This window comes from Micromonospora sp. DT231, assembly GCF_049847025.1.
Lineage (GTDB): Bacteria > Actinomycetota > Actinomycetes > Mycobacteriales > Micromonosporaceae > Micromonospora.
Map to the genome: position 1 here is coordinate 278,246 of NZ_JBNCNO010000005.1, position 13,012 is coordinate 291,257.

The 13,012-nt window shown below is 72.0% G+C and carries 13 protein-coding genes; 8 read left to right on the forward strand and 5 right to left on the reverse strand.

The annotated features are described in order from the left end of the window. The first annotated feature begins 4 nt into the window (after positions 1-4). The 7 genes from ACPXBU_RS15580 to ACPXBU_RS15610 all read left to right on the forward strand — a co-directional run bounded on the left by ACPXBU_RS15580 (position 5) and on the right by ACPXBU_RS15610 (position 7,090). Positions 5-364 carry a winged helix-turn-helix transcriptional regulator gene (locus ACPXBU_RS15580; RefSeq protein WP_425758553.1) on the forward strand — a complete coding sequence of 120 codons (360 nt, stop codon included), beginning with the start codon at positions 5-7 and terminating at the stop codon, positions 362-364. 593 nt (positions 365-957) lie between these two features. After that, entirely contained in the window at positions 958-2,022 is a 1,065-nt protein-coding gene (locus ACPXBU_RS15585) for an ABC transporter substrate-binding protein (protein ID WP_393361531.1), read from the forward strand. After that, positions 2,019-2,855: an ABC transporter permease gene (locus ACPXBU_RS15590; protein ID WP_425758554.1), complete on the forward strand. Its 837-nt coding sequence runs from the start codon at positions 2,019-2,021 to the stop codon at positions 2,853-2,855. The genes ACPXBU_RS15585 and ACPXBU_RS15590 overlap by 4 nt, the downstream gene beginning before the upstream one ends. Beyond that, entirely contained in the window at positions 2,831-3,568 is a 738-nt protein-coding gene (locus ACPXBU_RS15595; RefSeq protein WP_425758555.1) for an ABC transporter ATP-binding protein, read from the forward strand. The genes ACPXBU_RS15590 and ACPXBU_RS15595 overlap by 25 nt, the downstream gene beginning before the upstream one ends. Continuing rightward, entirely contained in the window at positions 3,565-4,902 is a 1,338-nt protein-coding gene (locus tag ACPXBU_RS15600; protein ID WP_393361539.1) for an LLM class flavin-dependent oxidoreductase, read from the forward strand. Before ACPXBU_RS15595 ends, ACPXBU_RS15600 begins: the two co-directional genes overlap by 4 nt. A 20-nt stretch (positions 4,903-4,922) precedes the next feature. Further along, a complete protein-coding gene (locus ACPXBU_RS15605) occupies positions 4,923-5,966 on the forward strand; it encodes an aldo/keto reductase (RefSeq protein ID WP_425758556.1) in 1,044 nt (347 codons plus the stop codon). Next, complete coding sequence (locus ACPXBU_RS15610) at positions 5,966-7,090, forward strand: LLM class flavin-dependent oxidoreductase (RefSeq protein WP_425758557.1); 1,125 nt, start codon at positions 5,966-5,968, stop codon at positions 7,088-7,090. The genes ACPXBU_RS15605 and ACPXBU_RS15610 overlap by 1 nt, the downstream gene beginning before the upstream one ends. Positions 7,091-7,132: 42 nt before the next feature. Here ACPXBU_RS15610 and ACPXBU_RS15615 read toward each other — a convergent pair whose 3' ends face one another. The 5 genes from ACPXBU_RS15615 to ACPXBU_RS15635 all read right to left on the reverse strand — a co-directional run bounded on the left by ACPXBU_RS15615 (position 7,133) and on the right by ACPXBU_RS15635 (position 11,492). After that, the gene (locus ACPXBU_RS15615; RefSeq protein WP_425758558.1) at positions 7,133-8,497 is read right to left on the reverse strand and encodes a hypothetical protein; all 1,365 of its coding nucleotides are present in this window, start codon (positions 8,495-8,497) and stop codon (positions 7,133-7,135) included. A 37-nt stretch (positions 8,498-8,534) separates the two neighbouring features. After that, the gene (locus ACPXBU_RS15620; protein ID WP_393361557.1) at positions 8,535-8,906 is read right to left on the reverse strand and encodes a DUF302 domain-containing protein; all 372 of its coding nucleotides are present in this window, start codon (positions 8,904-8,906) and stop codon (positions 8,535-8,537) included. Between the two features lie 182 nt (positions 8,907-9,088). Beyond that, on the reverse strand, positions 9,089-9,523 hold the full coding sequence (locus ACPXBU_RS15625; protein WP_425758559.1) for a glutaredoxin domain-containing protein: 435 nt from the start codon (positions 9,521-9,523) through the stop codon (positions 9,089-9,091). A 73-nt stretch (positions 9,524-9,596) separates the two neighbouring features. Continuing rightward, positions 9,597-10,892 carry a GAF domain-containing protein gene (locus tag ACPXBU_RS15630; RefSeq protein WP_425758560.1) on the reverse strand — a complete coding sequence of 432 codons (1,296 nt, stop codon included), beginning with the start codon at positions 10,890-10,892 and terminating at the stop codon, positions 9,597-9,599. Positions 10,893-10,949: 57 nt separating this feature from the next. Continuing rightward, on the reverse strand, positions 10,950-11,492 hold the full coding sequence (locus tag ACPXBU_RS15635) for a hypothetical protein (protein ID WP_425758561.1): 543 nt from the start codon (positions 11,490-11,492) through the stop codon (positions 10,950-10,952). Positions 11,493-11,790: 298 nt separating this feature from the next. On the opposite strand from ACPXBU_RS15635, the gene ACPXBU_RS15640 reads away from it, so the two are divergent. After that, positions 11,791-12,999, forward strand: a complete 1,209-nt coding sequence (locus ACPXBU_RS15640) for a hypothetical protein (protein WP_425758562.1) — start codon at positions 11,791-11,793, stop codon at positions 12,997-12,999. Positions 13,000-13,012 lie beyond the last annotated feature (13 nt).

Consider the following 13,012-nt stretch of genomic DNA (forward strand, 5'->3'; position numbering starts at 1 on the left):
CACGATGCCCAAGCGTTATCACTGCCCGGTGGAGTTCGCCGTCGACGTCATCGGCGGCAAGTGGCGGCCGGTGATCCTGGCCCATCTCAAGGAGGGCGTACACCGCTACGGCGAACTGCGCCGCCGGATGCCGGGAGTCAGCGAGAAGATGTTGACCCAGCGTCTGCGCGAGTTGGAGGCCGACGGGCTCATCCTGCGGCACGACCGCGAGACCACCCCACCGCACGTCGAGTACCGGCTCACCGAGGAGGGACTGAGCCTGGCCCCGGTGTTGCAGGCCCTGTACGACTGGGGTGCGGCACGGGCCACCCGCACCGGCACCACAATCGACGATCCGGTCCGGCTGGCGCCTGTTGATCGCTGAGGCCAAGGTGGAGCAGGGCGAGGCCGCGCTGCGCGACGGCATCGCCACCCTGCACCGGGCCGGGGTCCGCCTGGTGGCCGGCTCGGACGCGGGGTCGCTGGCTCCCTCGGCTCTGACCCGGCGCGGGGTGCGCACCCTCGGAAGAGATTTAGGTATTTCTATCCATTGTCACCCCTCGCGCGTCCCAGCGCATGAAATCCTAGTTGACACATAGGAATTGTGGATTAGCGTCGTACCCATGACCAGCCAGCACACCCTGCTTCGGGGCACCGCCATCGCGGTGTCGCGGGGATGCTGCCGCGGCTGGACCGCCGCCTGCGGCTGCTGCCGCTGCTGCCGCTGAGCGAGCGTCAACCCCCTCCCCCATCCGCGGCGCCGCCGGCTCGACGACGACCGGCAGCCGCCTCCTCGAACCGATCAACAGAAGCGCGCCGAGCCGATCGCCTGGCGCCTGCCGTTCACCCGGCGGGTGCCCGCTGGCGAGCACACGATCGTGCTCGCCGAGCCGCCGATCGGCAGTCACGGCGACGGCGCCGCCCCTCGACCACGTGGGGCGCGGTCCCGTCGTGCAACCAGCTACGAAGGAGTCGCAAGTGACGTCACCACCCCTCCTGGATCGCCGGGCCATCCTGTCGGCCGCCCTCGGCGTGGTCACGCTGGGCCTGACCGCCTGCGCCGGCGACGAGACACCCGCCGTGACCCTGGCCGCCGGCGCGCCACTGCCGGAGGCCGTGCCGAAGGGCACCAAGCTCGTCATCGGAGACAAGGAGCACCAGAAGGCGATCGAGTTCTCCGGAGAGGCGGAGAAGCTGACCTTCGACGTGGAGTGGGCGAACATCAGCGGCGGCCCACAGACCCTTGAGGCATTCCGCGCGAAGGCGCTGGACATCGGAGCGGTCGCCGACATCCCGCCGATCCACTCGCACTGGACGGGCATCCCCACGAAGATCGTCGCCTCGAAGTACCGCCAGGACCCGCTCAACCACGCCCTCTACCGGCTCGGCATCGCACCCGGCGTCCGGGTCGCCACCCTCGCCGACCTGCGGGGCAAGAAGATCGCGTACAGCCCGGGGCAGGCACAGGGGGCGCTGGTGCTGCGGGTGCTGCACAAGGCCGGCCTCGGCCAGAAGGACGTCAAGCTGGTCGAGCTGCCCAGCACCGGCGACGTCTACGCGACAGCGCTCGCCAGCCGCCAGGTCGAGGTCGCGCCGATCGGCGGCGTACAGATCAAACGCTACGAGACCAAGTACGCCCGGGACGGCGCGACAGCGATCGCGCACGGACTGCGGGACGACCCCGGTCACCTGTACGCGCCGGTCACCGTGCTCGGCGACCCGGCCAAGGCGGCCGCCATCCGCGAGTACGTGCAGGTGTGGGCGCGGGCCTGGCGGTGGCGCGAGGCCAATCCCGACGAGTGGATCGAGCGGTACTACGTCAAGGACCAGGGGCTGACCCGCGACGACGGCAAGTGGCTGGTCGAGAACGCCGGCCTCGCCGACATCCCGGCCAGTTGGACCGAGGCCATCGGCCGGCACCAGGAAACCATCGATCTGCTGGCCAAGGAGACGGGCAACAAGCCCCTCAAGGCCGAGAACCTGTACGACCGACGGTACGAATCCGTCGCCGCGCAGGCACTGACCGCGGGAGGCGCCAAGTGACCGCCTCGACACTGACCCGGCCCGGACCGGCCATCACGGTTCCCGCCAGTCGCCCACGGCGTCGGCTGAAGCCGGGTCGCCCCATCCCGTTCGGGTCGGCGATCGGGCCGTTCCTGCTGCTGGCGGTCTGGTCGGCCGGTTCGGCGGGCGGCTGGATCGATCCCCGTACCCTGTCGGCGCCCTGGACCGTGGTGACGACGGCGGGTGACCTCATCGCCGACGGGCGACTTCAGGACAACCTGATCGTCTCGGCGCAGCGCGCCGGCCTGGGCCTCGCCATCGGCACCGTCGTCGGCACGGTGCTGGCCGTGCTCGCGGGCCTGAGCCGGTGGGGCGAGGCCATCCTCGACGGTCCGATCCAGATCAAGCGGGCCATCCCGGCCCTCGCGCTGATCCCGCTGCTCGTCCTCTGGTTCGGCATCGGCGAGCAGATGAAGGTCATCACCATCACGCTCGGCGTGTTCGTCCCCGTCTACATACACACCCACAACGGGCTGCGCACCATCGACAGCCGGTACGTCGAGCTGGGTGAGTCGCTGCGACTGCGGCGGACCGCCTTCATCCGCCGGATCGTGCTGCCCGGAGCGTTGCCCGGCTTCCTGCTCGGCATGCGGTTCGCGGTCGTCGGGGCGTGGCTGTCCCTGGTGGTCGTCGAGCAGATCAACTCGACGAGCGGCATCGGCTACATGATGGACCTGGCCCGCGAGTACGGCCAGACCGACGTGATCATCGTCGGACTCGTGCTGTACGGACTGCTCGGACTGCTGTCCGACGGTGCCGTCCGACTCGTGCAGAGGAGGGCCCTGTCATGGCGACGCACCATGGCGGACTGACCGCCACCCGTACCGTCCGGGTCGGGGGGTTGATCCGCGGCTTCGGGGATCGGGCCGTCCTGGACGGGTTCGACCTGGAGATCGGCGAGGGCGAGTTCGTCGCGCTGCTGGGCCGCAGCGGCTCGGGCAAGAGCACCCTGCTGCGTGCGCTCGCCGGCCTGGACGGCGAGGCCACCGGCTCCGGCCTGGTCGACGTGCCGGAGAACTCCTCGGTCGTCTTCCAGGACGCCCGCCTGCTGCCCTGGCAGCGGGTGCTGGACAACGTGGTTCTCGGCCTGCGCGGACCGGACGCCCACACGCGCGGCCAGGCGGCACTCGCCGAGGTCGGACTGGCCGGACGGGAACGGGCCTGGCCCAGCGAGCTGTCCGGTGGCGAGCAGCAACGGGTGGCGCTGGCCCGGGCGCTGGTGTCCGAGCCGAACCTGCTGCTCGCCGACGAGCCGTTCGGCGCGCTGGACGCGCTGACCCGACTCCGCATGCACGGCCTGCTGCGCGAGTTGTGCGCCCGGCACCGGCCCACGGTCCTGCTCGTCACCCACGACGTCGACGAGGCGATCACCCTGGCCGACCGGGTACTGCTGCTCGACGCCGGCCGGATCGCCGTCGACCTCGCCATCGACCTGCCGACGCCCCGCTCGTACCGGCAGCCGCAATTCCTCGCCTACCGCGAAACCCTGCTCCGCGCACTCGGCGTCGACCCGACGGAGGGATGACCATGCTGCACCTCAACGCGTTCCTGATGGGCGTCGGCCACCACGAGGCGGCCTGGCGGCTGCCGGAGAGCGACCCGTTCGCGCAGACCGACGTCGCGCACTTCACGCGCCTGGCGCGCATCGCCGAACGGGGCAAGCTCGACTCGCTCTTCCTCGCCGACAGCCCGGTGCTCTGGAACAGCATCGGCCGGCGGCCGGCGGGCACACTCGAACCGACGGTGCTGCTCACCGCGCTGGCCGGCGCGACACAACACATCGGGCTCATCGCGACCGCCTCGACGACGTACAACGAGCCGTTCAACCTGGCCCGCCGGTTCGCGTCGCTGGACCACGTCAGCGGCGGCCGGGCGGGGTGGAACATCGTCACCACCGCAGGCGTGGACGCGGCCCGCAACTTCAACCTGGACGAGCTGCCCGCCCACCGGGACCGGTACGAGCGAGCCGCCGAGTTCCTGGAGGTCTCCCTGAAGCTCTGGGACAGCTGGGACGACGACGCGCCACTCGGCGACAAGGACGCCGGCCGGTGGGGCGACGACAACCTGCTCTACCCGCCCCGCCACGTCGGACGGCACTTCCGGGTGGCCGGCCCGCTCAACGTGCCCCGCTCACCGCAGGGCTACCCGCTACTGGTGCAGGCCGGGTCGTCCGAGGACGGCAAGGAGTTGGCCGCCCGGTACGCCGAGGCCGTCTTCACCGCACAGCAGACGCTCGCCGAGGCGCAGGACTTCTACCGCGATCTCAAGCGGCGTGCCGCGCAGTTCGGCCGCGACCCGGACTCCGTCAAGATCCTGCCCGGCATCGTGCCGGCGGTCGCCGCCACCGAGGCGGAGGCCCGCGCGCTGGAGGAGGAGCTGGACCGGCTGATCAAACCGGAGTACGCGAGAGCCCAGCTCGCCACCACCCTGCGAGTGGCACCGGAAGACCTCGACCTGGACAAGGAACTGCCCGCCGACCTGCCCAGCGAGGACGAGATCCAGGGCGCCAAGAGCAGGTACACCCTCATCGTCACCCTGGCCCGGCGGGAACGCCTGACCGTCCGCCAACTCATCGGCCGGCTCGGGGGCGGACGCGGGCACCGCACCTTCGCCGGCACGCCGGAGCAGGTCGCCGACGCCATCGAGGAGTGGTACCGCAGCGGCGCCGCCGACGGCTTCAACATCATGCCGCCGGTGCTGCCGTCCGGGCTGGAGACGTTCGTCGACCAGGTCGTGCCGATCCTCCAGCGCCGGGGCCTGTTCCGCACCGAATACACCGGGACCACCCTGCGCGACCACTACGGGCTGCCCCGCCCGGTCAACCAGTCCGCCCGGCGGCTCGCCGCCGCTTCCCACTGACCACCAGGAGAGGACGAACCATGGTCGACCAACGACCCTTCGGACGCACCGGCGTACGCATCAGCTCGCTGACACTGGGCGCGATGAACTTCGGCCAACGGGGTAACCCCGACCACGAGGACGGCATCCGGATCATCCACCGGGCGCTCGACGCGGGCATCAACGCCATCGACACCGCCGACGTCTACTCGCACGGCGAGTCGGAGGAGATCGTCGGCAAGGCCCTCGCCGCTGGGCGTCGCGACGAGGTCTTCCTCGCCAGCAAGTTCCACGGTCAGGTGGGCGACAACCCGCAGCACCGGGGCAACTCCCGCCGCTGGATCGTCCGGGCGGTGGAGAACAGCCTGCGCCGGCTGAGCACCGACTGGATCGACCTGTACCAGGTGCACCGGCCGGAGCCGGACACCGACTTCGACGAGACCCTGGGCGCGCTCACCGACCTGGTGCGCCAGGGCAAGATCCGCTACATCGGCACCTCCACGTTCGAGCCTTCGGCCATCGTGGAGGGTCAGTGGATCGCGCAGCGGCGCGGCCGGGAACGGGTGGTCAGCGAGCAGCCGCCGTACTCGATCCTGGCCCGCGAGATCGAGCGCGAGGTGCTGCCGGTGGCGCAGCGTTACGACCTGGCGGTGATCCCGTGGAGCCCGCTGGCCGGTGGTTGGCTCTCCGGGCGCTACCACGGCGGGCTCGACGCCCCGATCTCCCGCCGGGCCGACCGACTCCCCGCCCGGTTCGACCCGACGCGCCCGGCGAACGCCGCCAAGCTCGCCGCCGTCGACAAGCTGGCCGCCCTCGCCGACGAGGCCGGGTTGTCGTTGATCCACCTGGCTGTCGCGTTCGTCCTGGAGCACCCGGCCGTCACGTCGGCGATCATCGGCCCGCGCACGCTCACCCACCTGGAGTCACAGCTCGGCGCGGCCAAGGTGAGCCTGTCCCGCGACGTGCTGGACCGGATCGACGCCATCGTCCCGCCGGGCACCACGCTGAACCCCGCCGACGCCGGATACCAGCCGCCGTCGCTGACCGACCCGGAGCACCGGCGTCGCGGCGGGAGGAACGGCTGATGAGTTCGAAGTTCCTCTGGTACATCCCCAACCAGGTCGAACCCGGCCACCGCGGCGACGACGTCGTCCAGCACCACAACAGCCTGGACACCCTCACCGGTCACGCCCGGGCCATCGAGCAACACGGGTGGGCCGGTGCGCTCATCGGCACCGGCTGGAGTCGCCCCGACACCTTCACCGTCGCCGCCGCGCTGGCCGCCCGCACCACGACGTTCCAACCGCTGATCGCGATCCGGCCCGGCTACTGGCGTCCGGCCCACTTCGCCGCCGCCGCCGCGACGTTGGACCACCTCACCCAGGGGCGGGTGCTCGTCAACATCGTGTCGGGCAAGGACAACCTGGCCGCGTACGGCGACAGCGACGGCGACCAGGCCGCGCGGTACGCCCGGACCAGAGAGTTCATCCAGATCGCGCGCAGGTTGTGGACCACCGAGCGGGTCACCTATCGCGGCGCCCACTTCAGCGTCACCGACTCCGCCCTGGCACCCCGACCGGTCGTCCGGGGCGAGCGCCGGCACCCGACGTTGTACTTCGGTGGCGCCTCGGCCGCCGCCGAGGAGGTGGCCGCCACCGAGGCCGACGTCCAGCTCTTCTGGGGCGAGCCGCTCGACGGCGTGGCCGAGCGGATCGAGCGGCTGCGGCAGCTCAGCGAGAAGCTGGGGCGCGAGCACGCCCCGTTGGAGTTCGGGCTACGGGTCACCACCCTGGTCCGGGACACCACCGAGCAGGCGTGGGCCGACGCCGAGGCGAAGGTCGCCGAGCTGGCCCGCCGCAGCGGCGGCATCGAGCGCAACCCGCACTGGCAGGCCGCCGTCGGCCAACGGCGGCTGCTCGACCTCGCCGCGCGCGGAGACGTGCTCGACGACAACCTCTACACCGCGCCCGGCAGGTACGGCGGTGGTGGGGCCGGCACCACGTGGTTGGTCGGCTCGGCCGAGGACGTGGCGCGATCACTGCGCCGGTACGAGCGTCTCGGCATCACGCACTTCGTGCTCTCCGACACGCCCTACCTTCCGGAGATCGATCGCCAGGGCACGCAGCTCCTGCCGCTGCTGCGCCAGGGAGCCGTCGCCGCCCGCCGGACCAGCACCCGGGAGCGAGAGGCGGTGCCGACGGCCACCTGACCCGAGCACCCGCGACGCGGCCCGGAGGGCTCGGCAAGCAGGTCAGGGTCGCGTCGACACCGACGACGACGCGCGCGGGTTTCGACCCGGGTCGTTGATCTGGCGCCGGAAGGCGAGGTACGCGCTCAGGTTTGCCAGCAGCAGCACCAACCCGATCATCGACGCCACGAGCCCGACATCGAGGCTCGGCAGCGCCACGAAGGTCAGGGCGGCCAGCACGATGGCGAAGATGTTGAGGAAGGTGAAGGCCAGGACGAGCTCGTTGAGCAGACGGGAACGGCGGTCCTGGAGCCGGCCGACAAGTTGCTGGTGCAGCGTACGGACGAAGTCGAGCCGCTCGTCCAGCGTGGTGAGGACGAGTCGGAACTTCCACTGCCGCTCCAGGGCGTTCCAGACGGCTCCGGCATCCGCGTCGAGATGCGCCTCCACCGACGAGTAGCCGAGCCGGAACAGGCGGATCCGGTGGTAGCCGGTGAGGATGCGTGCGGACTGTTCTTCGAGCGCGTTGAGGGACAGGCCGGCGCGTCCCGGCTCGATCTGGGACAGCTCCGCCGACAGCACCGCGTCGTATCGCAGCGCCGCGGCCCAGCAGACGTGCTGCACCCCGGTCAACCGCGACAGCAGCAGCGCCGGACGGGACCCGAAGTCGGTGACCACGGCTGTGGTGTGCGAGCCGACCCGCAACACGGCATCCCGGGCGCCGTCGGGCGTGCAGTCGACACCGTCCGGGGTCAACTGCTCAGCGATGGCGCGCCGTCGTGCCGGAACGCACTCCGGGTCCACCTGGACGGCGAATGTGGTGTTGCCCCAGAGGACGAACATCTCGTCCTCGCCGACCGGCGGCAGGACGGCGCGTAACAACCGGGTCACCGCGGGCAGCATCCGCTGGACCGCCGGGGCGACCTCGGCGACCACATCGTCGCCGGTGCCGTCGACGATGCCGTCCGGCAGCTGGTAGGTGACGCACAGGAGACCGCAGTCGACGTTCCAGAGACTGATCCGGGCGGAGATCACCCGCCACGCACCGGCGACGGTACTGGGCAGCAGGCTGGCCTCGATCTCCTCGTCCCCGGGCGTCCGCAGCACCTCCGCGCCACCGCTGATCTCCATGGTCGGCCGTGGCATGCTGCCCAGCAGCTCGTCGAGCAGCCGTTGACCGTAGGGCTGCAACGCCAGGTCGGTGAGCCCGTCGGTGACACTCCACCGGGTCGATTCGGCACGCCAGGACGCGGCCTCCGCCGACAGCTGGCACGGAAAATAGGCGACCACACGTATCGACGTGACGTCCTTCAACATCAACGACCTCTCCCCGAGCGGCCCCTGCAGGGTATCGAGGAAGTCAACAGCGTTGATGTCGACAGGCAGCCCGGCCGGGGACGCGTACGGGTGGATCCACGGCGCGCTCACCGTACGTGGCGCTGGAGCGGCGGCGCCGGGGCCGCGCTCAGCGACCCTCGACCGCCAAGGCGATCTTTGCCGGGGCGTTCAGGGGTGCGAGCTGGTCCTCGCCCAGTCCGTAACGCCGGGCGAGGTACGCGGGGTCCTGCCAGGTGATCAGCGAGCCGGGCTGGCCGTCGTCGCGCACCATGAGTCGCATCGGCAGGTCGATGGCGATCTCGGGACGGGCCTGCATGAGCGGCGTGCCCGCCTGCGGGTTGCCGAAGATGATGACCTGCGTCTCGGGCATGCTCAGCCCGGCCTTGCGAGCCGCCGCCGCGTGGTCGACCACCGCCGCCACGGCCGCGCCCAGGCGTTCCGCCTCGGCCCGCAGCGCCGAGACCGTCTCCGCGACGTCGTGGGCACTCCGCCTGGTCACCAATCCGTCGTTCATGGCCGACCCCCGCTCACCGTGCCACCCAGCGAATCCATCTCATCGTGCCGGCACCCGAGCTGGTTCCGGGCGGCTTTGCCGTAACCGGCCACCCATGCTCCCCCGTCGCCGCGACGACCGGTCGGCCGCGGCGCGGCGTGACACGGTCCGTCGCCCCGCGGTCCTGCTCAGCCCGAGTGGAGCTGCTCGCGGAGCCAGGCCCGGTCGGGGTTCACCACGGCCCGACCGCCGAGCACGACGGTGGGCACCGTCTCGTTGCCACCGGCCACCGCCCGGACCGCGGCGGCACCCGCCGGGTCCTGCCAGATGTCCACCCAGTGCGCCCGCCCGGCGAGCCGGCCGAGCGCGAACCGGAGCTGGAGGCAGTAACGACACCCCGGGCGCCAGTACACGATCGGCCGTCCGTCCGCCGCGCTGGCCCGTTGCGCCTCGGCGGCGTCCACCGAGCGGGGGAACGCCCACGGCGACAGCACGAATGCCAGCGCCAGGAAGACCACCAACTCGACGCCGCCGACGGCGGGCAGGCCGGCGGTCAGTTGCGTCACCAGGACCAGCACGCCGCACGCCACCATCACGATCGCCAGGATCCACCGCCGCAGCACGACGCGGACACTACCCCGGTCACGCGGTGACCGACGGCGTGGGCCGCGTCCCCAACTCCTCTTGACACAGGCCCTAGCGCTTGAGGTACGCGGCCAGGCCGCCGAGCTCTTCGCTGGCGATGAAGACCGACCGTACGTTGAGGATGGCTTCCTCGACGTGGGCGGAGCAGCCCCACGCCGCGTCGCCCCACGAGTCGGCGATCTTGATCTCGGCCGGGGCGGTGCATCCCAGGGCGCCACCGAGCTCGCAGTGCTCCGGGTGCGGCATGGCGGCCTGCGCGGCCGCCGCGGCGCGCATCCGGGCGGCGAGTTCCGCGGCGACACTCGCGCGCTGCTCGGCCTCGGCGCGCAGCTCCCGTTCCACGCGTACCACCCTGGCCAGCTCGTCATGGGCGGACCTGGCGCGTGCTTCGGCGGCTCGGCGCGCCTGCTCGCTGTGGTGACACTCGATGGCCAGGGCGGCGGTGCCGGCGAAGACCCGGGCAAGGGCGAGGTCGGAGTCCTGCGGGGCGCGCGGGGTGCGGTGGTACATGGCGAAGGTGCCCAGGAGGCCGCCGTCGCGGGCCAGGATCGGCGTGGACCAGCAGGCCGACAGGCCAGCCTGCTCGGCCAGGTGCCGGAAGTCGTCCCAGAACGGGTCGGTGCCGATGTCGGTGACGATCACCGGCTGCCGGCGGTGGGCGGCGGTGCCACAAGACCCGACGCCTTCGCCGGTGGCGATCCCGTCGATGGCCTCGTTGTAGAAGTCGGGCAGGCTGGGTGCGGCGCCGTGGCGCAGGTGCCGGCCGTCGGCATCGGCGAGGAGTACGGAGACGAACACTTCCTGCGGTGCGAGATTCTCGATGCAGCGGGCCATCCCGTCGAGCACCTCGGTCAGGGGTGCCTGACGGGCGATCTGCTCCAACAGGGCGCGGTGTTCGGCCATCAGCCGTTGGGCCTGCTTGACCTGGGTCGTCTCCACGCCGAGCACCCGGATCCCGGAGACCTGACCGGCGACGTCCCGGCGCGGCTCGTAGGTGAAGTCGAAGAACGCCTCCCGCGCCTGCGGGCCGGTGCCCAGCAGGATCCGGACGTCGCTGCCGGTGTAGGGCTCACCCGTGCGGTAGACCTGGTCCAGCAGAGCGATGAAGCCCTGGCCGGCCAGCTCGGGCATCAGGTCCGCCAGGGCGACCCCGGTGCGAGCCCGGTCTTCGCCGATGGTGGCGAAGAACGCCGGGTTCGCCGTCTCCACCAGATGCTCCGGCCCGGCCAGTGAGGCGAAGACGGCGGTGGACTGCCCGAACAACGCCCGCAGATCCTCGTCCGCCCCTCCCTGCCCGGCGCCCGCCGGATCCGCGGTCGAGCGCAGCTGGCCTGGTACCGCCGTCACGTCGTGGTCCGCCTCTCGTCTGCGGTTGAGGGAATGCTCGATGGTGCGTCGCCGCGCTCACCGTGCGCGAGGAGGTGGCTGAGGTCGCCGATGCAGCGTACCGGCGGGACGATCCGACAGCGAACGCACGCGGGATCCGGGCGTCCGGCGGCCGTAGGAGACGGTTGCCCCCACCAGGAGCACGGCCCCCAGGAAGAAGTAGGTGTTGATGCCGAGGCCGGTCCAGAACTCGGTCGTCGAGATGTCGTCGGCGCCGACGAAGCCGCCGCGACGGACGCCGGTGACCATCAGCAGGTTCTCGGCCATCCCGGGAACGCCCCGGATCACGAGCAGGACGCTGCCACACAGGAGCGGCGGCAGGAGTAACCAGCGGGGAAGGCGTCGAGCCCAGGGACGGACGGTGGCGTGGACGACGACCGCCCCGACGGCCGACACCGAGATGAGCACGACGTTGAAGATCACGTAGGCCCGCATACTCCAGGGTCCGTCACCGGTCGGATCGTCACCGGGAAAGAACACCAGGAACACGTGGGACACCACAAAGAAGATCAACCAGGCGAGGGCGCCGTACGCCCAACGCGGATCTCTGCAGGCGTGCATACCAGCACCCTCGTCGCGCCGGCCCGACGACGCCTCCCTCCTTCGGGCGGCTTTCCTCCCGCGGCCGAGCGAGGCGCGGCCGTGTCCACACGCTCAGCTCGGCCCCGAGGCGGGCATGGTGCGGAACCACCAATCAACGGATGCGGATACGTGAGTGCGTCGCTACTATGGGTCAGCAATCCAGAGGGAAGGGGGTCGTGGCCGCGTGCGAAGTCCCGTCAACGGAACCGCACCGACGTCCGCGTCAAGCCCGTCCGCGCCGCCTGCGGCCGACCGACTGCGCAGGCTCGTCCGCCGGATGGTGCTGCTCGCGGCCGCCGTCGGAGCCGGCTTCCTCCTGGCCGCCCTGTTCCAGGGTCCGGCCGCCGCCGACGGGATGCGCAGCGGCTCCGGTGCCGAGCCCCAGCTGGAGATCGGCGGCCTGGTCGAGCCGGTCACGCGCCTCACGGAGGCGGCACGCCCCGACCGTGACCGCCAGCGGGCCGCGGGTGCCGACCACCGCCGCGCCGGCAACCCCGTCGCCCCGCTGACCAGGGCCGTCAGTGGCGTCGTCGCCCCCCGCGACGTGACGCCCGCGCCGAGGTCGCCACGGTCGGCGGGCACGCCGCCGGTGTCCGTGCGGCTGCCCCGGGTCGACACCCCCGGCGCGGCGGCGCGCGAAAGCCACCGGTCAGCCTCCGCAGCCCGCGCGGCTCATCGCCCGGCCCGCCGCGTTCAGGCGTCGCGACCACCCGCTGATCCCGCACGCCAGGCGGCGCGCGCCGTGCCCGGCCGGCCCGCGATGCCCAGACCGGCCGGTACGCCCGCAGCAGACCTGATCACCGCCCCGCTACCGCACGTCGTCGACACCGCGAGCGCCCCACTGCCGCACATCGTCGACACCGCGAGCGCCCCACTCCCGCACATCGTCGACACCGTGAACGCCCCACTGCCGCACGTCGCGGACATCGTGAGCGCCTCGCTACCGCACATCGTCGACATCGTGAGCGCACTGCCCATCCGGCCTTTGGTCGTGGCGCTGCGCCAGGTCACCGGCGTCGTTCCGGCGCCCGCTGTCCACGCGGTGGTCGTTCCGGCGGCACCTGCACCGCCCACTCCCCCAGCGCTCGTGCCGGCCGCCGCGCCGCCGGCCGACCCGACACCCGCGCCGACGGTACCGACGCCGTCAGCGGGACCGGCGGAACCGGCGTCGGCCCCGATACCTGCCGCGGCGGCGACGACAGCCGCGCCACCATGGCTGTCCGTCGCCGGGCCCGCGTGCGCCAGGGCCTCGACGAGACATCTCGCCGCGCGCCCGGATCCGGTGACCGCCCAGGCCAGCCTTCCGGGCCGACCCGTCACGCCGGCCGACCAGGACGCCGCCGGCACCGACGACGGATCGCCGCCCGGGCCGGGACTGGTCCGGGCTGACGACCGGCAGGCTCACCTTCGCGCCGGGCGATTCCGCGACCTCGTGCCGCCCCTCGTCGCGAACCGCGCTCCCGCTCCGATCGCCCGCCCCGGCTGAGGCGGGTCGACCG